Here is a 19,044-nt window from a genome sequence, read left to right as displayed (position 1 = left end):
TCGTCTCCGCGAGTCCCACTCTCAGTTTAGCGCGCGGAGAGAACCCCTCATCCGGCGCGTCGCGCCACCTTCTCCCACAAGGGAGAAGGGAAGCCTCGTCCCGCTACTTCGAGGGCGGTCCGAGATCCAGCGGCGGCAGGTCGATCTGCGGCACCTCGATCTTGATCGTGTTGGGATCGATGTTCGACTGCACGCCCTTGTAGTGCATCACCATCGAGGGGAACGCGATCACCAATCCGACCATGATCATCTGGATGACGACGAATGGCACCGCGCCCCAATAGATCTGGCCAGTGGTGACGGGCTCCATCCGCTTGCCGGTCAGGCGATCGGTGTAGCGGTCCTTCGGCGCGACCGAGCGAAGATAGAACAGCGCGAAGCCGAACGGCGGATGCATGAACGAGGTCTGCATGTTGACGCCGAGGATGACGCCGAACCAGATCAGGTCGATGCCGAGGTGCTCGGCGGCAGGCCCGAGCAGCGGGATCACGATGAAGGCCAGCTCGAAGAAGTCGAGGAAGAAGGCCAGCACGAACACGAACACGTTGACGAAGATCAGGAAGCCGACCTGGCCGCCAGGCAGCGAAGTGAGCAGGTGCTCGACCCAGACGTGGCCGTTGACGCCGTAGAAGGTCAGCGAGAACACGCGGGCGCCGACCAGGATGAAGACCACGAAAGCCGACAGCTTGGCGGTCGATTCCGTGGCTTGCCGGATCAGGTCCCAGCTCAGCCGCCGCTTCGCGGCCCCGAGGATGAGGGCGCCGGCAGCACCCATCGCGCCGCCTTCGGTCGGGGTCGCGATGCCGATGAAGATCGTGCCGAGCACCAGGAAGATCAGGAACAGCGGCGGCACCATGACGAAGGTGGTCTGCTGCGCCATCTTCGAGAGGAAACGGAAGCCGGTCAGCTTGTCGACAATCCAGTTCACCACCGCGACGACGAAGGCGAAGATGATGCCGTAGAACATGCTGAGCACGACGTAGTCGGCGCCGTGCGTCTCGGAATTGCGCATCATGAACCAGCCGAACACGCAGCTCGCCAAGAACAGCACGCCGAGCGAGCGGAGGCCGCGGTCGCCGCTGTCCTCGCGAAAGCCGATGGCCTCCTTCGGCAGGCCCGGTGCGGCTTTCGGGAAGATCATGCTGACGAGGAAGGCGTAGAGGGCGTAGAGGCCGGCGAGCACGAGGCCGGGAATGAAGGCGCCCTCGTACATGTCGCCGACCGACTTGCCGAGCTGGTCGGCCATCACGATCAGAACCAGCGAGGGCGGAATGATCTGCGCGAGCGTGCCGGACGCGGCGATGACGCCGGCGGCCACGCGGCGGTCGTAGCCATAGCGCAGCATGATCGGCAGCGAGATCAGGCCCATCGAGATCACGGATGCCGCGACCACGCCCGTCGTCGCCGCGAGCAGCGCGCCGACGAAGATCACGGCATAGGCAAGGCCGCCGCGGATCGTGCCGAACAATTGGCCGATGGTGTCGAGCAGGTCCTCGGCCATGCCCGACCGCTCCAGCACCAGTCCCATGAAGGTGAAGAAGGGAATGGCGAGCAGCGTGTCGTTGTTCATCACGCCGTAGACCCGCTCCGGCAGCGCCTGGAGGAAGTCGGGGTGGAATTGGCCGAGTTCGACGCCGATGATGGCGTAGAACAGGCCGACGGCGCCGAGCGAGAAGGCCGCGGGATAGCCGAGCAGCAGCACGACGACCAGCGACGCGAACATGATGGGCGCCATATTGGCGATGATGAAAGCGGTCATGATTCCCTCTAAACCGTCGCCAACGGCTATTTCTTCTCGATCGCTTCGACGAGATGCTCGACTTCCGCTTCCAGCGCGGACACCTGGGATTCATGCGGATCCGGTATCATTCCGCGCATGACCGCAATCCGCTTGATCAGTTCTGAGATGCCTTGAACGAGCAGGAAGGCGAACCCGATCATGATCAGGGCTTTGGCGGGCCATTGCGGCAGGCCGCCGGCATTGCCGGACTGCTCGTTGATGTGAAACGAGCGCTGGAAGAACGGCACGCCGGTGATGATCATGACGATGCACAGCGGAATCAGGAAGAACAGGTGACCGATCACGTCGATCACGTTGCGGACCGTCTTCGGAAGCGCGTTGTTCACGATGTCGATGCGGATGTGCTCGTTGTCGAGCAGCGTCCAGGGCGAGCAGAGTAGGAAGACGATGCTGAACAGCACCCATTGCAGCTCGAGCCACGAATTGGAGGAGGTGTCCAAAGTCTTGCGGATAATCGCATTGACCGCCGAGATGATGACGGCGGCGACGATCAGCCACGCCAGGCGTTTGCCCGTCCAGCGCGTGAACGCGTCAATTCCTTGGCTCAGCTTTAGGAGCGCTTGCAACGATAGGTCCTCCCCGATAGTGCCCCGGCCGTCTTGACTGCGCCGAACGGGCGCGTGGCTTGTCTCGCCGCGCAGGCATGAGGCAGCCGCACCAAACCAGCGGCCGTGCCGCCAGTCAATCGGAAGTTTGTTGATAGTTAAGGGGAATAAGGTCGTAGTCCGACGGTCTCAGCCGCCGGTGACGCTCATGTGCCTGGACACGCTCGGACGGTCGTGGCGGCGGTCGATGATGAAATCATGGCCCTTCGGCTTCAGGCCGATGGCGCGGTCGATCGCATCCGCAAGCAGCATGTCGTCATCGGATGCACGCAGGGGTTCGCGCAAGTCGGAGGCGTCCTCGTGGCCGAGGCAGGTGTGCAGCGTTCCCGTGCAGGTAATCCGAACCCGGTTGCAGGATTCGCAGAAATTGTGGGTCATCGGCGTGATGAAGCCGAGCTTGCCGCCGGTCTCGGCGACGCTGACATAGCGGGCCGGACCTCCGGTGCTCTCGGCGAGGTCGGTCAGCGTGAATTGCTGGGCGAGGCGCGCACGCACCAGCGACAGCGGCAGATATTGGTCGATCCGTCCCGATCCGATCTCGCCCATCGGCATGACCTCGATCAGCGTCAGGCCCATGCCCTTTCCGTGGGCCCAGCGCATCAGGTCGGGCAGCTCGTCCTCATTGAGGTTCTTCAGCGCGACCGCGTTGATCTTGACGGCAAGTCCTGCGGTGCGCGCGGCCTCGATGCCTTCCAGCACCTTGTCGATCTCGCCCCAGCGGGTGATCTCGCGAAACTTCTGGGGATCGAGCGTGTCGAGCGAGACGTTGATGCGGCGGACGCCGCAATCGGCGAGCTCGCTCGCGTGTTTCGCCAGCTGGGTGCCGTTGGTGGTCAGCGTCAGCTCGTTCAGGGCGCCGCTGGACAGATGCCGCGACAGCGAGCGCACCAGGGTCATCACGTTGCGCCGGACCAGCGGCTCGCCGCCGGTGAGCCGCAACTTCTTGACGCCCTTGGCGATGAAGGCCGAGCACAGCCGGTCGAGTTCCTCCAGCGTCAGCAGGTTGGCCTTGGGCAGGAACGTCATGTCCTCGGACATGCAGTAGAAGCAGCGCAGGTCGCAGCGGTCGGTGACGGAGACGCGCAGATAGCTGATGGTCCGCCCGAACGGATCGGTCATCGGGGTGGACAGCGCGGCGGATCCGTTCATGGAAGAGGCCTTGTCACTTATGGCGACGGGCGCACCTTTGCTTCAGTGGTGCTCGGGACGCAATCTAAGCATCGGACGCGACGAGGACAATCGGGTGGTATACTTAGATTCAGCGCCTGCCGGCGTTCGGATCGGGGAACGGCGAGGTCGCGCCAGGGGCGGCTTCAGCCGGCGCCGCGGCAGGCGCGGCGGCGGCAGCCGGTTTGGGTTTCCTGGGCCGATGCGGCTTGCGAACCGGTTTCGGCGGGGTGGCCGGCTGGAGTTCCGCAAACACCGGATTCGGGTCCGTGGTCACCGACGCCGGTGTGGTGAAATCCCCGGGATTTTTGATCACGTTCACCGGGACGCTCGCCGGCTGGAACTTGGGCAGCGCGAAAGCGACCGTGAAGGGCGCGTCAGGGGCCGGAATCGAGACGGAGCAGGGGGTCTTGCAGCCCGGACCGAGCGAGGTCGTGGCGTCGGCACCCGGAGGATTGGATTCGAGTCGGACCTGGACGGTCGGCGGGGCCGATTTGAACATGTCCCAAGACATCGAAGAGCAGCCGCCAAGACTTGCCGCTCCCAACAGACCTGCTCCCGCTAACGCAACCGCGATGCCACGACGCATAACCCATCCACTTCAACTGCGACGAACCGCCACATAACCCCGCGTGGACCATAGGGGCGTCGTTTGGGGCAGGCAACCGGCGCCCCGCGCATAGTTAATGAATGGTTAATGCGCGGGCTCGCCGAATAATAATGCAGTTTCAGTGGCTTGATGGGCGCGGGGTCATCAGGCTGCTGGCAGCTTCCGGCAGGTCGCGCATGTGATGGATCAGCCGGTCCGGCTTGAGCTCGGCAATCGGGACGTCCGTGTAGCCGAAGCTGACCCCGATCACCGGGACGCCGGCCCGGCGCGCCACCCCGACATCGGTTCCGGCATCGCCGACCATGATGCTGGCCGTGACCGCGCCGCCGGCGCGGGCCACGGTCTCGCGAAAGATGGTCGGGTCGGGCTTCTGGACGCCAAAGGTGTCCGCGCCGCAGATCGCGGCAAAGCGGCGGCTGAGGTCGAGCTGGTCCAGCAGGCGCTTGGACAGCCATTCCAGCTTGTTGGTGCAGACCGCGAGGCGATGGCCCTGGGCCGCAAAATGGTCGAGCGCAGCCTCAAGCCCCTCGAAGGGACGCGATTCGACCGCGATATGGTCGGCGTAATAGGCGATGAAATCCGCCGTCATCCGGTCCATGTCGGCGGGTGTAACGCTGCGGCCCTCCGCTTCCAGCCCCCGTTCGATCAGCTTGCGGGCGCCAGCCCCGATCATGTTGCGGGCCGAGGCCATCGGCACGGGCGGCAGCCCCTCCCGGTCGAGCACGTAGTTCAGCGCGGTGATCAGGTCGGGCGCCGTATCCACAAGCGTGCCGTCGAGATCGAAGACGATGGTGTGAGGGGAGGTCATGATCCAAGCGCTACCGGCCCGATGGTGTCCACGCAAGGGGCGGGCCCATAAGATCACCTTATGGCCGTGTTCCCAGACCCTGTTCTCCGGGGAAAAACGAGGCTACATAGGCCGCCGAAACCGGCCGCGATGGGCGGCGCATAGTCAGGGGCGGGCGCAGACGTGAACATGGACCAGTTGAAGCGGCAGGCCGCGGCGCGCGCGCTCGAGGAGGTGCGGGACGGCATGCAGCTCGGGCTCGGGACCGGTTCCACCGCCAAACATTTCGTCGAGCTGCTCGGCGAGCGCTGCGCCGCCGGGCTCAAGGTGATCGGCGTGCCGACGTCGGAAGCGACGCGGGCAGATGCGGAGCGTTGCGGCGTGCCGCTGACCACGCTGGATGAGATCGACCATCTCGACATCACGATCGACGGCGCCGACGAGATCGATCCCGAGCTCAATCTGATCAAGGGCGGCGGAGGCGCGCTGCTGCGCGAGAAGATCGTGGCGGCCGCGTCGGATCGCATGATCGTGATTGCCGACGACACCAAATGGGTGCCGACGCTCGGCAAGTTTCCGCTGCCGGTCGAGGTCATCCCGTTCGGGCTTGGCGCCACGCGCCGCGCGATCGAGAAGGCATTTGCCGAATGCGGCGTTTCCGGGCAAATGGCGGTCCGCAAGGGCAAGGACGGCCACGTTTTCGTCACCGACGGCGGCCACTGGATCGTCGATGCCCAGCTCGGACGTATTGTGGATCCACCCGGCCTCGCCAAGGCATTGAGCACGATCCCCGGCGTGGTCGAGCATGGCTTATTCATCGGCTTGGCCAGCTCTGCCGTTCTGGCGGGTGGCGAGGGAATTCGCGTGATTGAACGGCGCAAGCCGAAAGGAGACCAGGAATGAAGATCGTGTTGAAATTCTTGCCGGCCGCGACGCTCGTCGTGGGATTGGCCCTGACGGCCGCCCCGGCCGTGGCGCAGCAGCCGGCCCAGAAGGCTCCTGCCGCACCTGCCCAGCCGAAGGCCTCGCCCGCGGCGATTGCGGCGGCCAAGGAGATTTTGCAGATCAAGAATGCCAATGCGATGTATGCCGGCGCCGTGCCCGGCCTCGTCGAGAAGACCAAGATCGCGCTGACCCAGCAGAACCTGAACTATCAGAAGGACCTCAACGAGGTCGCCCCGATCGTGGCGCAACAGCTCCAGGGCCGCCAGAACGAGATCGGCGAAGGCATGGCGCAGATCTATGCCAGCGAGTTCACCGAGCAGGAGCTGAAGGATCTCGTCGTCTTCTACAAGTCGCCGCTGGGCAAAAAGCTGATCGACGCCGAGCCGCGCGCCATCGGGCTGAGCATGGCCTTCATGAATTCCTGGGCCCAGAACTTCTCCGAGACCGTGATGGGCGCCTTCCGCGCCGAGATGCGCAAGCGTGGCAAGGAGATCTGAGCGCACCTATCTGAAGGGTGATCTAAAGCGCGTCATCGCGCTTTAGATTGTTATTTGAGCATGGTCTTCTCGGAAAACCGCTGCACACTTTTCCGGACCATGCTGTAGAGGTCGGAGTGGACAATGGCTGAATTCGACGTCGACCTCTTCGTCATCGGTGGCGGCTCGGGCGGCGTGCGTGCCGCCCGCATCGCGGCCGGATATGGCGCCCGTGTGATGATCGCGGAAGAGTACCGCATGGGCGGCACCTGCGTGATCCGCGGCTGCGTGCCGAAGAAGCTGTTCGTGATCGGCTCGCATTTTCGTCACGAGCTCGAGGACGCCGCCGGCTTCGGCTGGACCGTTCCGCCCGCCAGCTTCGACTGGGCGACGCTGATCGCCAACAAGGACAAGGAGATCGCGCGGCTGGAGGCGGCCTACACCGCCAATGTCGAGAAGTCGGGCGCGCAGATCGTCAAGAGCCGCGCCGTGATCGAGGACAAGCACACGGTCCGCCTGCTCGAGAATGACCGCAAGATCACCGCAAGATACATCCTGATCGCCACCGGCGGCGCGCCCAACCACGGCGCGGCGATTCCCGGCATCGAGCACGTGATCTCCTCCAACGAGGCGTTTCATCTGAAGAAGCTGCCGAAGCGGATCGTGATCCAGGGCGGCGGCTACATTGCGCTGGAATTCGCCGGCATCTTCGCCGGCTTCGGCTCCGACGTCACGGTGATCTATCGCGGCGACAACATCCTGCGCGGTTTCGACGAGGACGTGCGCGCCCATGTCCGGGCCGAGATGGAGAAGCAGGGCATCACCATTCTCACCGGCTGCACGGTGAGCAAGGTCGATCGCCACGGCGATGAATTCACCACGCATCTGTCGAACGGATCGAGCCTCGCCTCGGACCAGGTGATGTTCGCGATCGGCCGCCATCCGGCGGTGGCCAATCTCGGGCTGGAGAACGCCGGCGTCGCCATCAATCCTGCGAATGGCGGCATCGCGGTCGACCATTTCTCGAAGAGCTCGGTCGACAGCATCTATGCGATCGGCGACGTCACCCATCGCTTCAACCTGACGCCGGTTGCCATCCGCGAGGGCCATGCCTTCGCCGATACCGTGTTCGGCAAGCGCGAGGTGATCGTCGATCACGCCAACATCCCGACCGCAGTGTTTTCGCAGCCGGAGGTCGGCACCGTTGGTCTCACCGAGACCGAGGCGCGCGCGCAGTTCAGCCACGTCGATATCTACAAGACCTCGTTCCGCCCGATCAAGGCGACGATGTCGGGGCGCGACACCCGCGTGCTGATGAAGCTCGTCGTGGACGGCGCGACCGACCGCGTGCTCGGCTGCCACATCGTCGGCGATGCCGCCGCCGAGATCACGCAGGCCGTTGCGATCGCGGTGAAGATGAAAGCGACCAAGGCCGATTTCGACGCGACGGTTGCGCTGCATCCGACCGCAGCCGAGGAGCTCGTCACCATGCGCACGCCGACCGCGCGCCACGTCCGCCAGGCGGCGGAGTAGGGCGCTCCTAGGCGTAGAGATATCCGACCGGCTTGCCTTCGGTGCGCAGGGGGCGAACGTCCCTTTGCGTGATGATCTGACCGGCGAGGCCGTCGATCTCGTCGCGCTGCGTCGGCGTCCAGCTGCGTAGTTCGTTGATGCCTTTGAGCAGGCCGAGCCGGAGCACCTGCGTGTTCTCGCCGACGCCGACAAGGCTGATCGACTCCTTGCCTGCCGTCACCACGTCGCCGGCCGAAAGCTCAAACGTCTCGCCGGACTTCTTCTTGAATTCCGCCGTGCCGCGAATGACGCGATAGATCACGACCTCGCCCTTGGCGAGCGAGGCGGCGTCCGCGGATGCCGACGTGCTCTTCGGCAGCAGGGACTGGCCGCGCGGGTCGGTTGCGATGATGTGGCCGGTGACGAGCTGGCCGCTCGGGATCTCGATGCCGATATCGCGCACGTAAACCGGCAGCGCCGATTTGATCGCGCCGTCGCCAAGCGGCTTGAACAAAGCGTCCAGCGCCAGCGGATCCTGCAGCCAGAAGCCGGCATTGGCGGGGCGATCGTGCAGCGGATGGCTCCAGGCCATGCGCGGCGTTTCAGCCTCGACGATCTGATCGGGCCCCACGATGGTCGGGTTCGGGAAGGTGGTGGGATCGGTGATGAAGGCTTCGAGGAATTTGCCCGAATAGCCCATCGATATCGGATCCGGCACCACCGTCTGGGGCGTCTTCAGATTCTCCTCGGTCGACAGTCCCGACCAGGTGTAGAACAGCTGACGATGCACGATCGCGCTTTGCAGCATCACCGCGCCGGGACCGACATTGTAGAAGCGCCCGTCATAGTCGAACGTGAACGCGCCCGAGGTGACCAGCACGAGCTGAAAGCCGCCGGGTGGAAGATGCAGATGAAAGTCGGTGGGGCCGGTGTCGGGACGGTAGATCGGCAAATTGGTCGCGACTTCGTGCAGCAGGAAAGTTTCGTTGTTGGCGTGAAAGCCTTCGTTGGCGCGATTGTAGAGCGCCTGCGGGCGATAGGTCGCCTCGAACGTCGCATTGCGGTCGCGATCGATGGCGACGAAGTCCTGCATGTTGAGGTGAAGCGGCGCGCCGTTCGGGTGGGTGAGGCCGGTCGTCTTGAGATCGCCCGCAGCATGCACGTTCATGACGTTCTCCGCTCCGCGCCGTTGCTTCGCTGACAACGTCATTGCGAATTTTGGGCCAGTTGGTGTGCGACGCCGCACGCGAGCCTGCCGCCGTGCTTGTTCGGGAAAAATCCGGTGGCCGCACGGGAGGTTAGATCGGCGGCTGGTTCGATCGACAGGTCCCGTGCCCTGGGCACAGGCTTCCGCCGCAGCGACGACACTTGGCTAATTTGTCGGCAAGCCGCGCCAGTGCACGTGCAGCGGCTCTGGCGACGGATCGGCGCTCCCTCTTTGGGAGGAGCAATGACGCCGCGACGGGCCGGGCGGCGATTGACAGATTGTTCATGTTTTGTTCTTATGCTGCGACCGAGATGGAGGCAGCCATGGACAACCGCATCAACGAAATCCGCCGAACGATCAGAGCGCTCCGCGTCAGCATGCGTGAAGCTGAAGCGATCATGCATGAGCAGGTCAACCGCAACGAGGATTGCAGCTTCGTGGCCCAGGAAGTCATCAAGATGCGCTCGGTCATGAGCCAGCTGGTGAAGGAACGGACTGCGCTTGGCGATCAGGAGCCGATCGTCGTGAACAGCTTCTTCATCCCGCGTCGCCGGCCGACGCGAAAGCCGGCCGCGGCTCATTTCGCCACCGCCGAATCCGTGTTCCGTCCGCGCCTGGTGGCGCGGGTTTGACGCGGCGGGCTGCTCAGTCAAAAGTGTGGGGCGCGGCCCGATCCGGCTTGCCGGCCGGGCTGTCCGCCCACTTGGCCATCTCCATCGCCTGGGCGTCGACGCCCTCGCACCAGAAGCAGCTCGGTCGCGCGCGGCCGTTCTCGGACAGGATCGGGACCAGGCTGTGGCCGCAACCGGCGCACCAGGCGATGTCAGTCATGTGGTCCCCCAAAGCCTTGCAAGATTCAGCAATGACGTTGTCGTTCGCGAAGCTTGCGCGGGCGCTATGACGGCGCCGGGGCACTGTGCCCGGTGGGCGCGCTCGTCCCTGATATCGTCGATGTAGCGATCCATCGTGACACGGCTGCGATGTCCTCGCCGTTTTCGTGATAGGCGCGAAGCTGGAATTCCGCGGAGCTGCCGCGATCCACAATGGTCCGGCAGTGCTCGATCTCGGCGGCGCAGCCCAGGGCGTCGGCGTCCTCGGCGGTGTCGTCGATGATTCGGGACAGCATCTCCGAAATCGTGACCGGCCCGTCTTTGGAGGCAAAGATGCAATCGGTTCCGTAGCGCTGGGCGCGCCATTTGTTCTCCACCGCAATGGCGCGTTCGACCACCGTGACCTCCTTCGACACATGCGGCCGCAGATGGAGATGACGCGTCAGGCAGCGATAGAGCGAGGCGATCGCGACGGCGTCCTCGACCAGGGTGCAGGTGTCGGGCGCACGAAGCTCGAGGGTCGGGTGACGCATCGAAGGACGCATCGCCCACCAGATGTGGCTCTCGTCGGGAATGACGCCGGAGCGCTGCAAGGCGCCGATATATTCGTCGTAGTCCTGCCGGCTCTCGAACAATTCGGGCAGGCCGGTGCGCGGCAGCTCGGAATAGGCAGCGAGCCGGTAGCCCTTCAGTCCGGTCTTGTGCGAATTCCAGAACGGGGAGGACGCCGACAGCGCGATGAACAGCGGCAGATGCGGCAGCATGGCCCGCATCACCGCCATGCGCTTCTCCGGATCGGGCAACTGGACGTGTACGTGCATGCCGCACATCATGTTGCGATGGCCGATGCTGCGCAGATCCTCGATCATCTCCTCATAGCGCGGCTTCGGGCTCGGCTGCGACATGCGCCAGACCGCGGTCGGATGCGTGCCGCAGGCCATGATCACGAAGCCATATTGCGCGGCGACGTTCGCGACTTCGCGCCGCAGGAAGCGAAGCTCTTCGCGGGCGTCGTTGACGTCGACGTGAACGTTGGTGGCGACCTCGAGCTGGGATTGCAGCATCTCGCGCATGGCCTGGCCGCCGGTCGACCAGTTCGCCGATTCGAACAGCGCGTTGGGCGTTTCGATCGCGACCTCGAAGGTCCGGCGATCGGCGAGAAAGTATTCCTCCTCGATGCCGAAGGAATATTCAGCCGCCTTGCCGCCGCCGCCAGCGGAGCGAATGACGAGGTGCTGCTTGTCGTGCGAGGAATCGAGGCGCAGCAATTTCATAACGTCCGAAGCAAATGTCATATCCCACCCGGCAAGGCATTACCTGCGGGCGATAATCCTTCTGGCAGGGGCGGGTTCCGCCTCCGCACCACTGCAAATTGTCGCGTCGAAGGGAACAATCTTCACGCTCTCGGATGCGCGCGCGATCAGCGCGTGATTTGGCGGCACTTCGGTCCAATCCGATTCCTTGTCGAAGGGTTCGGACACGACGATGACCTCGCCGCCGTCCTCACGGAAATAGAGTGTGTTCGCGGCGTCGTTGACCGCGACGCGGAAGGCGTAGAGATCCCTGCCGTTGGCGATCGCGCTGGTGAAGCGCAGCCGTTCGCGCAGAGCGCCTTCATTGACGAGGCCGACGAGGGCTTGCAGCACGCGCCGCGTCGCGCCCAGCGGGTCGCTGTCCAGGCCGGCCCCCATCATCGCCAGGAACACTGCTTCCGAATCGGTCGTGCCGAGGCGCGACGGGTAATAGGCATCGGGAATCAGCGCCTCGACCTTGCGCCGCAGCCGGTTCCAGCTGCCGACGAATCCGTTGTGCATGAACATCCAGTGGCCGCAGGCAAAGGGATGGCAATTCTGCCGCGTCACCGCCGTGCCCGTGGCGGCGCGCACATGGGCGAAGAACAGATGCGAGCGCAGATGCCGGCAGAGATAGCGCAGGTTCTCGTCCGACCAGGCCGGGCGCGTCTCGCGATAGAGCCCGGGCTCGGGATGCTCGCCATACCAGCCGAGGCCAAAGCCGTCACCGTTCGAGCCCGCGGTCGATTGCAGCGAGCGGATGCTCTGCGCGACCAGCGAATGCTCGGGCTCGGTGACGTAGGGCGCGAACGAGGTGGTCTCGCCCCGGTATGCGATCCAGCGGCACATGAGGTTCCTGTCGGGGATATGTCCTGACAGCGTCAACAAATATGCCGGGGCTGCGTTCCCGATGAGATCCGCTCGCGCGTGCCGCTAGTCCGTGCCGCCGAGCGTTGCGCGATAGGTCTTGCCGTAGGGATAAAAATACTCCTTGCGGCCCTGGTCCCAGAACGCCCTAAAGCCGGGCGCGGCGATGTCCCAATCCGGGCGGCACTTCATGCTGACGGCCCTGAGGTCCTGGCGCAATTCCTCGATCGTCGGACGTCCGAAGAACCAATAGCCGTTGTAAATCTTGTGAACGACGAGTCGCGGCTCCAGCACGACGACATGCGGGATCATGGGATTGTGGACGGGATCGGTGTATTCGGCGATGTCGAGGTCCTTCTGGATGATCCGCCGGGGGTCCGAGAGGAAGGGCCAGTGCGCGCCGGCGCCGCTGCGATACTCATTGGTCTCGGTGATGGTGTCGGTGGTGATCGTGACCAGCCGGCAATAGCCGACCTCCATCTCGCGATGGAGCTGAACCAGCCCTTCGGTCTGGCGACGATCTTTCGGGCAGAATCCGCCGCGGCCGAGCACGACGATCATGGGATCGTCCCCCTGCAACTCGGACAGCTTGCGGTGCTTTGCGGTGTGATCGCTGAGTTCGTAATCCGGGAAGGTCACTCCCGGCATGATGTCGGTTCGCATCGAATCCTCCCCTGATTTCTCTCTAGAGATCGATCACGACGTCGCCTTGCGGTCGTGCGCAGCAGATCAGCAGATTTCCCTCCGCTGGCGGGTCGAGCGGATCCGGCGCGTAGCTGACCTCTCCGGCCACGAGCCCACTCTCGCAGTTGTGGCAAACCCCCGTGCGGCACGACCAGCGCACCGGGACGTCGCATGCCTCGGCGAGCTCGAGCAGGCTGGCATAAGAGGGGCCCCAGCACACGTTGAGGCCGCTGCGGGCGAACGACACCATCGGACCCGGCCCCGGTGCTCCCGGCGGCTTGTGGACAGGCGTCTTCGGCGCGGCTGCGATGCCCGGTGTCAGCGAGGGCTTGCTGCCGAACAGCTCGGTGTGGATCCGATCGGGCGCGACACCCAGCGCGGCGAGGCCGGTGGCAATGTCGCTCATGAAGGCCGCCGGTCCGCAGAGATAGAAATCGCCATCCCGGGGCACGTCCAGCATCTGGAGCCGCTGCCGATCCAGACGACCCGTGCTGTCGAAGTCGGCTCCTGGACGGTCGGTTGGATCGGGGGCGCTGAAGCAGACGTGGCTGTGATGATGGGCCAATCCGGCAAGCAGCCCGCGCGCCTCGGCAGCGAACGGATGCTCGCGGCCGTTGCGTGTGCCATGCAGCCACCAGACGTCACGCGTCGTGCCTTCCGCGGCGAGAGCGTGCAGCATGGCAAGCACCGGTGTCACGCCGATCCCCGCGCTCAACAGCACCACGGGCCGCTCATCGTGCCGGAGCGTGAAGCTGCCGCGCGGCGCACCGACCGGCACGATATCGCCAGCCTGGATCGTCTCGGCGACATAGAAGCTGGCCGCGCCGTGCGCCTCGCGCTTGATGCTGATGCGATAGGATGCCGTGTCGGCGCGGCTCGACAGCGAATAGCTGCGCGTCATCGCGGAGGGTCCCAACCGCACGACGACGAATTGACCGGGCAGGGCGGTCGCCAGCGGCTGTCCGTCCGCGGGCTCGAGCACCAGCGAGGTCACGCTGGCGCTTTCGGCGATCTTCCGCGATACGCGGAAGGGGCGGAAGCCGCGCCAGGCCGGCGCCGGGCCAGCGGTAGGGCCGAGCCCGGCATTTCCCGCGACGGGGCTGTCCTGCTGTGCCAGCAGCGCTGCAAAGGAGTGATTCCAGCCGCGGCTCAGCGCCGGAATTTTCAGCGCGCGCGCGAGGCGCTCGCGCGGATGCGGGGGCAGGTAAAGCAGCGCATCGATCTCGGCGATGCTCATGCCTTCCGGACCGCTTTCGACCTGCACGATCTCGTCGCCGGCCTCGACGTCGCCCTCCTCGATGACACGGAAGTAGAAGCCCGGCCGGCCGTGTTTGACGAGCAGCGCGGGTATCTCAGGCTCGTCCATGCGAATGCCGAGCCGGTAGCAGGTGACGCGCGGCTGCGTGACCTCGAACAGGGCGGTGCCGATCCTGTAGCGATCACCGATGCAGACCTCGGCGTCGGCGAGGCCCTCGACGGTGAAGTTCTCGCCGAATTGACCATGAACGAGGTCCGACCGGCCGAGATGTTTCTGCCAGTATTGATAGGATTCGTCCTGGTAGACGAAGACGGCGCGCTGCTCGCCGCCGTGACCCGCCGTGTCGCCCTGGCCGTCGCCGTCGATGTTGAGCCGGCGGACCCGGCGCGGGCCCGTGACGGGAGTCTTCCAGATTCCGGTATGGACAGTCCTGCCTTGCCAGGCGACGTCGCGCGGCAGGCCGACATTGAGTGAGAGCAGACGAGCCATGGACTTTCCTCGGCCAGAACCACCGTGCCTGCGCAATTTGGCGAATTCCAGATTGCGACGCCCCACAATCTGCCCCCAGAGCGTGGTTTTGGCCCGTTAGGGGTTGTTAGACGTTGCGAGAGTGCCTTGTCTGCGGCCCTCCGCGCGCCGATCTGAAGGGCTGAGACGAGAAACGGGAGAGGCGCAATGGATGATCAAGCGACGCTGGCAGCGCTCAGGCGCCATTGGGACGCCTCGGATGCGAATGATTTCGAAGCCGAGCACGAGATCTATCGCGACGACGCCGTGCTCGACTATCCGCAGTCGGGAGAGCGGATCCGCGGCCGCGGCAACATCCAGGAAAGCCGGACGGTGCAGCCGAACAAGAAGCGCTTCACGGTTCGGCGGATCATCGGCGGCAGTGATCTCTGGGTGAGCGAGTTCGTGCTGAGTTATGACGGGGTGCCGTCCTACGTCGTCAGCATCATGGAATTTCGCGACGGCCTCGTGGCACACGAAACGCAATATTTCGGCGACCGCTTCGAGCCCGGACCGTCCCGTTCGCATCTCGTTGAGCGGGTGGGGTAGGTTGGGCGGTCGGTTGGCCGGTGCCCTTCGCCGCGACGATGTGCGGGATTGGCACACCATTGCGTAACTAAACTTGGCAACGTGGAACCGATGCGGCGGCTGGTCGCAGTCATCTCGCCTTGATTCCGACAGGCCCATCTTTATCTCTGGCACGAACAAGAATCCGGGCCCCTCTGGCGAGGACGCCGACGATCGTCGGCAAACCTCGCGATGTCGGATGACCTGTCCCGCGCGAATGCGATGGATCGGCCGATCGTCGGGCCTCGTTCGTTCTCTCCGACCATTCGTCCCCATCGCAGCTCCGTGCGGTCATTTCGCAAACCGAGGAGCAATGATGACTGACGCCAAGCATTCAAATCCCAGCGAGATCGAGATCACGGAACCGTCCAGCCTGAACGAGCAGGCCGCGGTGGCGCTGGTGATCGTGGGAGCGCTGGTTGCGGTTGCGGACCGGCGCGTTTCGCCGGTCGAGCGCGACGAGGTGATCCGTTTCATCAGGGATCGCAAGCTGGCGCCGCACGTTCCGGATGCACGGCTCTATGCGATGTTCGATGAACTCGCCGAACGGCTCGAGGAGCCGGATTTTGCCAATGTCGTGATCGACACGCTGCGGCCGGTTTCGAATCTGCCGCTGTCGTCCCATCTGATGGAGCTGTCGGAGCGTGTTGCTGCGGCGGACGAGGACGTCCACCCCCATGAAGTGCAGGCGATCAAATTGTTGCGCTTGCTGACGCTGGTCTTGCCGCGCGCGAAGCCCGTGGTGTCGAGCGCGGCGGGCGCCGAACGGCAGGCCGCCCTGAAGGAGTAGGCATGAGCACAGTTTCGGACGAGCGCACGACGAAAACCGAGGGCACCACCGGCCAGATGGCCGGGGGAGACCCGCGCCTCGACAAGCTCGTCCATCGCCTGCCGCCGCGCATGGGCGATACCTTCACCTATCTGCTCAAGCCGTCGAACCGCTGGGTCAGAATTCCCTCGGGCACGCTGCTGATCGTCGGCGGCGTGCTTTCCTTTCTTCCGATTCTCGGCGTCTGGATGCTGCCGCTCGGTCTAGCGCTGCTTGCCGAGGACGTGCCGGCGCTGCGCTCCTCGCGATCGAAGGTCCTGGACTGGGTCGAGCGGAAGAAGCCGCATTGGCTCGAGCCGTCTGCACCGAAAAATGATCAATCATGACTGAATTCATCACCTCCGATGCCCTGACCGCGCTGTTTCAGGTCATCCTGATCGACCTCGTGCTCGCCGGCGACAACGCCGTCGTCATCGGCCTTGCCGCGGCGGGATTGCCGGCCGAGCAGCGCCGCCGCGCCATCATCGTCGGCATCGCCGCCGCGACAGCGCTCCGCATCGTGTTCGCCGGCGTCGCGACCCAGCTGCTGCAGGTGATCGGCCTGCTGCTCGCCGGCGGCGTGCTGCTGCTCTGGGTATGCTGGAAGATGTGGCGCGAGCTGCGCGAGCAGGCGCATGCCGGGCAACTCGCCTTCAGCCATGGCGGCGGCGCGGATGCTGCGCCGGCGCAGCGCAAGACCTTCGGCCAGGCCGCGGTGCAGATCGTCGCCGCCGACGTCTCGATGTCGCTCGACAACGTGCTCGCGGTCGCGGGCGCCGCGCGCGAGCACCCCTACATCCTCGCCTTCGGCCTGTTGCTGTCGGTCGCGATGATGGGCGTCGCCGCCGATCTGCTCGGCCGGGTGCTCCAGAAGCAGCGCTGGATCGCCTATGTCGGTCTCGCCATCATCATTTACGTCGCCTTCGAGATGATCTATCGGGGCTCGCTCGAGCTCGCACCCGTCATCGCGAGTCTCTGAGGCGACAATTTTCGGCAATCCGGAGCAATTCATGACGTCCGACCCCAAAGCACCTTCGGCGCAGGCCTTGCCGCCGCGCCTCGGCCTGTTCGCCCAGCTCATCTTCGGCTCGCGCTGGCTGCAATTTCCGCTCTATATCGGCCTGATCGTCGCGCAGGCCGTCTATGTGCTCTTGTTCCTGAAAGAGCTCTGGCATCTGGTCGTGCACTCCTTCGACGCCAGCGAGCAGCAGATCATGCTGGTCGTGCTCGGGCTGATCGACGTCGTCATGATCTCGAACCTTCTGATCATGGTGATCGTCGGCGGCTATGAGACCTTCGTCTCCCGGCTGAACCTGACCGGCCATCCCGACGAGCCGGAATGGCTCAGCCACGTCAACGCCAGCGTGCTCAAGATCAAGCTTGCGATGGCGATCATCGGCATCTCCTCGATCTCGCTGCTCAGGACCTTCATCGAGGCCGGCAATCTCGGCACCACGCGCAGCAATTTCACCGAGACCGGCGTGATGTGGCAGGTTCTGATCCATCTGACCTTCATCATCTCGGCGGTCGGCATCGCCTGGGTCGACCGCCTCAGCGAGAACGGCCATCGCAAGGAGGTCGACCACGGCTGAGCGCGATCGCTCGGCCGGCACGCTGTGGTCAAGGCGTCCGACGGGAAGATCGGCAAATGGCCGTCACTTCATGGTCATGTCGCCGGAGATGACGGTGCGGCCGAACTAGGTCACGACTTGCGCGAACGGGCAATGTCGCTCCGGAGCGCTTCGAGCTCCTTGTGCACGGCGCGCGCGGCGTCGCGCTCGATCTTGCGGTAGCGCGCGACGAGCTTTTCGCCGAAGGGGGTCAGCATCGCGCCGCCGCCGTTCTTGCCGCCGGCCTGCGGCTCGACCACGGCATGTCCGCAGATGCGGTTGATCTCGTCGACGAGATCCCAGGCGCGCTTGTAGGACATGTCCATCGCGCGGCCGGCTGCCGAGATCGAGCCTTGCTCGCGGATCTGCTCCAGCAACTCGATCTTGCCGGGGCCGATGCGGTCCTCGCCGTCGAGGTCGATGCGAAGGCTCAGCTGGGGCAGCGGCTTGGCGCTGGCGCGCGACATGACGGACACTCTTGTACCAATTGCAGCCGAGATTGCCAAACTTGCCCGCCGTGGACAAGCGAGTGCGCCGTCCGGCTTCACCGCACCGCGTGCATCTCCAGAAACGCCTTCGAGGCCGAAATGCCGGGATGCGGCCTCGACGCCGAAGCACGCATCCGCCATGCCGCTCGCGACATAGGCCGCGACCGCCGCGTGGGTGAACTCGATCTGCTGCGCGCCGTTGATCCGGCTCTCGTCGATGCCGTGCGCGGCGAGCAACTGGTCGAACAGCAGGACGTTTGGCTTGATGAGGTCGTCGAGCGAGGCGATGCGCTTGGGATTGCCGCGCGCGACCATGAACCTGGCCGTCCGACAGCCGCCAAGCCTGGGCCCGCCTGATCGGGTCTGGCGGGCTCTTTTTCGGGATCGATAAAATTGTCCGCAATCCGCTCAAGTCCGGCAAACCCTGCGGACAAGAACTGCCCGGCGTTAAACCGGGACTTTGGAACCGGCGTGCATCCTGCCTGCAAAAGGCTGGGGCATCGAAATGTCTGTTCTCAAGGAGGTCGTCGCCGCGATGGCGGGAGTTTATGCGCTCCTGTTCGCCTGCGACGCGTTGTTCGGGGTCGGCGAGATACGCTTCGACGACAATTACTACCGCGCCAGCTTCTACGCGCCGCGGCCGAAGGAATTCCGCTTCGCAGACGGGACCACGCCGGCCGCACGCGTCAGCGATGCGTTCGCGCAGTTCTCGGCAGGTGAGGCCAGGCCCAACAGGCGTTACTCGTCGCTGGCGACGATCATCCGTTAATTCAGGCCGCCCGGCGCTCGTCCGGGGTACCAGGCCTTGTGTTGCCCGACGGGCAAAACACGCGACGGGTAGGTCAACGCGCACCGGCGAAAATATTCCGCTTTACCGAAATTCGGAAAGCGCGTATGTGTCGTGGCAACCCGGCCCAAGGACAAGGGGCGTATCGCGATCGTCACGAACGCGGACCGGGCGGCGGTGGACGCAGATCGCCTCGGCGCGAAGGGTTTTGCAGGGCGGGCAACCGTGAGCAGAGC

Annotated in this window: 22 protein-coding genes and 1 pseudogene; 10 read left to right on the top strand and 13 right to left on the bottom strand. The window is 64.7% G+C overall.

Going from position 1 to position 19,044, the window contains the following annotated elements; all coding sequences use genetic code 11:
- Positions 1-103: 103 nt before the first annotated feature.
- The 5 genes from SE92_RS09845 to SE92_RS09825 all read right to left on the bottom strand — a co-directional run bounded on the left by SE92_RS09845 (position 104) and on the right by SE92_RS09825 (position 4,991).
- Positions 104-1,759, bottom strand: a complete 1,656-nt coding sequence (locus SE92_RS09845; RefSeq protein ID WP_063195523.1) for a TRAP transporter large permease — start codon at positions 1,757-1,759, stop codon at positions 104-106.
- Between the two features lie 26 nt (positions 1,760-1,785).
- Positions 1,786-2,367 carry a TRAP transporter small permease subunit gene (locus SE92_RS09840; RefSeq protein ID WP_063195522.1) on the bottom strand — a complete coding sequence of 194 codons (582 nt, stop codon included), beginning with the start codon at positions 2,365-2,367 and terminating at the stop codon, positions 1,786-1,788.
- Between the two features lie 168 nt (positions 2,368-2,535).
- Positions 2,536-3,555: a GTP 3',8-cyclase MoaA gene (gene moaA, locus SE92_RS09835; RefSeq protein WP_063195521.1), complete on the bottom strand. Its 1,020-nt coding sequence runs from the start codon at positions 3,553-3,555 to the stop codon at positions 2,536-2,538.
- 109 nt (positions 3,556-3,664) lie between these two features.
- Positions 3,665-4,162 carry a hypothetical protein gene (locus SE92_RS09830; RefSeq protein WP_063195520.1) on the bottom strand — a complete coding sequence of 166 codons (498 nt, stop codon included), beginning with the start codon at positions 4,160-4,162 and terminating at the stop codon, positions 3,665-3,667.
- A 139-nt stretch (positions 4,163-4,301) separates the two neighbouring features.
- Complete coding sequence (locus tag SE92_RS09825) at positions 4,302-4,991, bottom strand: HAD family hydrolase (RefSeq protein ID WP_063195519.1); 690 nt, start codon at positions 4,989-4,991, stop codon at positions 4,302-4,304.
- A gap of 162 nt (positions 4,992-5,153) precedes the next feature.
- Here SE92_RS09825 and rpiA point away from each other — a divergent pair, with 162 nt between their 5' ends.
- The 3 genes from rpiA (at position 5,154) to gor (ending at position 7,924) form a co-directional block, all read left to right on the top strand.
- On the top strand, positions 5,154-5,873 hold the full coding sequence (gene rpiA / locus SE92_RS09820; protein ID WP_063195518.1) for a ribose-5-phosphate isomerase RpiA: 720 nt from the start codon (positions 5,154-5,156) through the stop codon (positions 5,871-5,873).
- Positions 5,870-6,412 (top strand): DUF2059 domain-containing protein, encoded by a 543-nt coding sequence (locus SE92_RS09815; RefSeq protein WP_063195517.1) that lies wholly within the window; start codon positions 5,870-5,872, stop codon positions 6,410-6,412. Before rpiA ends, SE92_RS09815 begins: the two co-directional genes overlap by 4 nt.
- A 123-nt stretch (positions 6,413-6,535) precedes the next feature.
- Positions 6,536-7,924 carry a glutathione-disulfide reductase gene (gene gor / locus SE92_RS09810; protein WP_063195516.1) on the top strand — a complete coding sequence of 463 codons (1,389 nt, stop codon included), beginning with the start codon at positions 6,536-6,538 and terminating at the stop codon, positions 7,922-7,924.
- Between the two features lie 7 nt (positions 7,925-7,931).
- Here gor and SE92_RS09805 read toward each other — a convergent pair whose 3' ends face one another.
- Positions 7,932-9,071 (bottom strand): hypothetical protein, encoded by a 1,140-nt coding sequence (locus SE92_RS09805; protein WP_063203430.1) that lies wholly within the window; start codon positions 9,069-9,071, stop codon positions 7,932-7,934.
- A 209-nt stretch (positions 9,072-9,280) separates the two neighbouring features.
- On the opposite strand from SE92_RS09805, the gene SE92_RS37095 reads away from it, so the two are divergent.
- Positions 9,281-9,742 (top strand): hypothetical protein, encoded by a 462-nt coding sequence (locus tag SE92_RS37095; RefSeq protein ID WP_245324510.1) that lies wholly within the window; start codon positions 9,281-9,283, stop codon positions 9,740-9,742.
- A 13-nt stretch (positions 9,743-9,755) separates the two neighbouring features.
- On the opposite strand, the gene SE92_RS09795 is transcribed toward SE92_RS37095, so the two are convergent.
- The 5 genes from SE92_RS09795 to SE92_RS09775 all read right to left on the bottom strand — a co-directional run bounded on the left by SE92_RS09795 (position 9,756) and on the right by SE92_RS09775 (position 14,530).
- Positions 9,756-9,941, bottom strand: a complete 186-nt coding sequence (locus SE92_RS09795; RefSeq protein WP_063203428.1) for a hypothetical protein — start codon at positions 9,939-9,941, stop codon at positions 9,756-9,758.
- A gap of 64 nt (positions 9,942-10,005) precedes the next feature.
- Entirely contained in the window at positions 10,006-11,235 is a 1,230-nt protein-coding gene (locus SE92_RS09790) for a carboxylate-amine ligase (RefSeq protein ID WP_063195515.1), read from the bottom strand.
- An 18-nt stretch (positions 11,236-11,253) separates the two neighbouring features.
- The gene (locus tag SE92_RS09785; RefSeq protein ID WP_063195514.1) at positions 11,254-12,081 is read right to left on the bottom strand and encodes a class II glutamine amidotransferase; all 828 of its coding nucleotides are present in this window, start codon (positions 12,079-12,081) and stop codon (positions 11,254-11,256) included.
- A gap of 84 nt (positions 12,082-12,165) precedes the next feature.
- On the bottom strand, positions 12,166-12,762 hold the full coding sequence (locus SE92_RS09780; RefSeq protein ID WP_063195513.1) for a redoxin domain-containing protein: 597 nt from the start codon (positions 12,760-12,762) through the stop codon (positions 12,166-12,168).
- Positions 12,763-12,784: 22 nt separating this feature from the next.
- Complete coding sequence (locus SE92_RS09775) at positions 12,785-14,530, bottom strand: MOSC and FAD-binding oxidoreductase domain-containing protein (protein WP_063195512.1); 1,746 nt, start codon at positions 14,528-14,530, stop codon at positions 12,785-12,787.
- A 186-nt stretch (positions 14,531-14,716) separates the two neighbouring features.
- On the opposite strand from SE92_RS09775, the gene SE92_RS09770 reads away from it, so the two are divergent.
- From SE92_RS09770 to SE92_RS09750, 5 genes are all read left to right on the top strand, one after another.
- Entirely contained in the window at positions 14,717-15,097 is a 381-nt protein-coding gene (locus SE92_RS09770; protein ID WP_063195511.1) for a nuclear transport factor 2 family protein, read from the top strand.
- A 334-nt stretch (positions 15,098-15,431) separates the two neighbouring features.
- A complete protein-coding gene (locus SE92_RS09765) occupies positions 15,432-15,905 on the top strand; it encodes a TerB family tellurite resistance protein (protein ID WP_063203427.1) in 474 nt (157 codons plus the stop codon).
- Positions 15,906-15,907: 2 nt separating this feature from the next.
- A complete protein-coding gene (locus SE92_RS09760) occupies positions 15,908-16,270 on the top strand; it encodes a hypothetical protein (RefSeq protein WP_063195510.1) in 363 nt (120 codons plus the stop codon).
- Positions 16,267-16,902: a TerC family protein gene (locus SE92_RS09755; protein WP_063195509.1), complete on the top strand. Its 636-nt coding sequence runs from the start codon at positions 16,267-16,269 to the stop codon at positions 16,900-16,902. Before SE92_RS09760 ends, SE92_RS09755 begins: the two co-directional genes overlap by 4 nt.
- A 31-nt stretch (positions 16,903-16,933) precedes the next feature.
- Positions 16,934-17,515: a TIGR00645 family protein gene (locus SE92_RS09750; protein WP_063195508.1), complete on the top strand. Its 582-nt coding sequence runs from the start codon at positions 16,934-16,936 to the stop codon at positions 17,513-17,515.
- A 110-nt stretch (positions 17,516-17,625) separates the two neighbouring features.
- Here SE92_RS09750 and SE92_RS09745 read toward each other — a convergent pair whose 3' ends face one another.
- Positions 17,626-18,000: a winged helix-turn-helix domain-containing protein gene (locus SE92_RS09745; protein ID WP_063203426.1), complete on the bottom strand. Its 375-nt coding sequence runs from the start codon at positions 17,998-18,000 to the stop codon at positions 17,626-17,628.
- 120 nt (positions 18,001-18,120) lie between these two features.
- Positions 18,121-18,339, bottom strand: a pseudogene (locus SE92_RS34895) (substrate-binding domain-containing protein); the annotation flags it as partial.
- A 187-nt stretch (positions 18,340-18,526) separates the two neighbouring features.
- Here SE92_RS34895 and SE92_RS09740 point away from each other — a divergent pair.
- Positions 18,527-18,790: a hypothetical protein gene (locus tag SE92_RS09740; protein WP_063195507.1), complete on the top strand. Its 264-nt coding sequence runs from the start codon at positions 18,527-18,529 to the stop codon at positions 18,788-18,790.
- Positions 18,791-19,044 lie beyond the last annotated feature (254 nt).

Source organism: Bradyrhizobium sp. AT1 (assembly GCF_001590795.1).
In the GTDB taxonomy this organism is placed as follows: Bacteria; Pseudomonadota; Alphaproteobacteria; order Rhizobiales; family Xanthobacteraceae; genus Bradyrhizobium.
Note: the sequence above shows the minus strand (reverse complement) of the source record. Positions and strands in the feature narration are given on the sequence as shown.

What these genes read in the sequence shown, in the direction of transcription:
- SE92_RS09845 (WP_063195523.1), bottom strand. Translation starts at nt 1,759, where the DNA reads ATGACCGCTTTCATCATCGCCAATATGGCGCCCATCATGTTCGCGTCG.
- moaA (WP_063195521.1), bottom strand. Translation starts at nt 3,555, where the DNA reads ATGAACGGATCCGCCGCGCTGTCCACCCCGATGACCGATCCGTTCGGG.
- SE92_RS09830 (WP_063195520.1), bottom strand. Translation starts at nt 4,162, where the DNA reads ATGCGTCGTGGCATCGCGGTTGCGTTAGCGGGAGCAGGTCTGTTGGGA.
- SE92_RS09825 (WP_063195519.1), bottom strand. Translation starts at nt 4,991, where the DNA reads ATGACCTCCCCTCACACCATCGTCTTCGATCTCGACGGCACGCTTGTG.
- SE92_RS09815 (WP_063195517.1), top strand. Translation starts at nt 5,870, where the DNA reads ATGAAGATCGTGTTGAAATTCTTGCCGGCCGCGACGCTCGTCGTGGGA.
- gor (WP_063195516.1), top strand. Translation starts at nt 6,536, where the DNA reads ATGGCTGAATTCGACGTCGACCTCTTCGTCATCGGTGGCGGCTCGGGC.
- SE92_RS09805 (WP_063203430.1), bottom strand. Translation starts at nt 9,071, where the DNA reads ATGAACGTGCATGCTGCGGGCGATCTCAAGACGACCGGCCTCACCCAC.
- SE92_RS09795 (WP_063203428.1), bottom strand. Translation starts at nt 9,941, where the DNA reads ATGACTGACATCGCCTGGTGCGCCGGTTGCGGCCACAGCCTGGTCCCG.
- SE92_RS09790 (WP_063195515.1), bottom strand. Translation starts at nt 11,235, where the DNA reads ATGACATTTGCTTCGGACGTTATGAAATTGCTGCGCCTCGATTCCTCG.
- SE92_RS09785 (WP_063195514.1), bottom strand. Translation starts at nt 12,081, where the DNA reads ATGTGCCGCTGGATCGCATACCGGGGCGAGACCACCTCGTTCGCGCCC.
- SE92_RS09780 (WP_063195513.1), bottom strand. Translation starts at nt 12,762, where the DNA reads ATGCGAACCGACATCATGCCGGGAGTGACCTTCCCGGATTACGAACTC.
- SE92_RS09775 (WP_063195512.1), bottom strand. Translation starts at nt 14,530, where the DNA reads ATGGCTCGTCTGCTCTCACTCAATGTCGGCCTGCCGCGCGACGTCGCC.
- SE92_RS09770 (WP_063195511.1), top strand. Translation starts at nt 14,717, where the DNA reads ATGGATGATCAAGCGACGCTGGCAGCGCTCAGGCGCCATTGGGACGCC.
- SE92_RS09765 (WP_063203427.1), top strand. Translation starts at nt 15,432, where the DNA reads ATGACTGACGCCAAGCATTCAAATCCCAGCGAGATCGAGATCACGGAA.
- SE92_RS09760 (WP_063195510.1), top strand. Translation starts at nt 15,908, where the DNA reads ATGAGCACAGTTTCGGACGAGCGCACGACGAAAACCGAGGGCACCACC.
- SE92_RS09755 (WP_063195509.1), top strand. Translation starts at nt 16,267, where the DNA reads ATGACTGAATTCATCACCTCCGATGCCCTGACCGCGCTGTTTCAGGTC.
- SE92_RS09750 (WP_063195508.1), top strand. Translation starts at nt 16,934, where the DNA reads ATGACGTCCGACCCCAAAGCACCTTCGGCGCAGGCCTTGCCGCCGCGC.
- SE92_RS09745 (WP_063203426.1), bottom strand. Translation starts at nt 18,000, where the DNA reads ATGTCGCGCGCCAGCGCCAAGCCGCTGCCCCAGCTGAGCCTTCGCATC.
- SE92_RS09740 (WP_063195507.1), top strand. Translation starts at nt 18,527, where the DNA reads ATGTCTGTTCTCAAGGAGGTCGTCGCCGCGATGGCGGGAGTTTATGCG.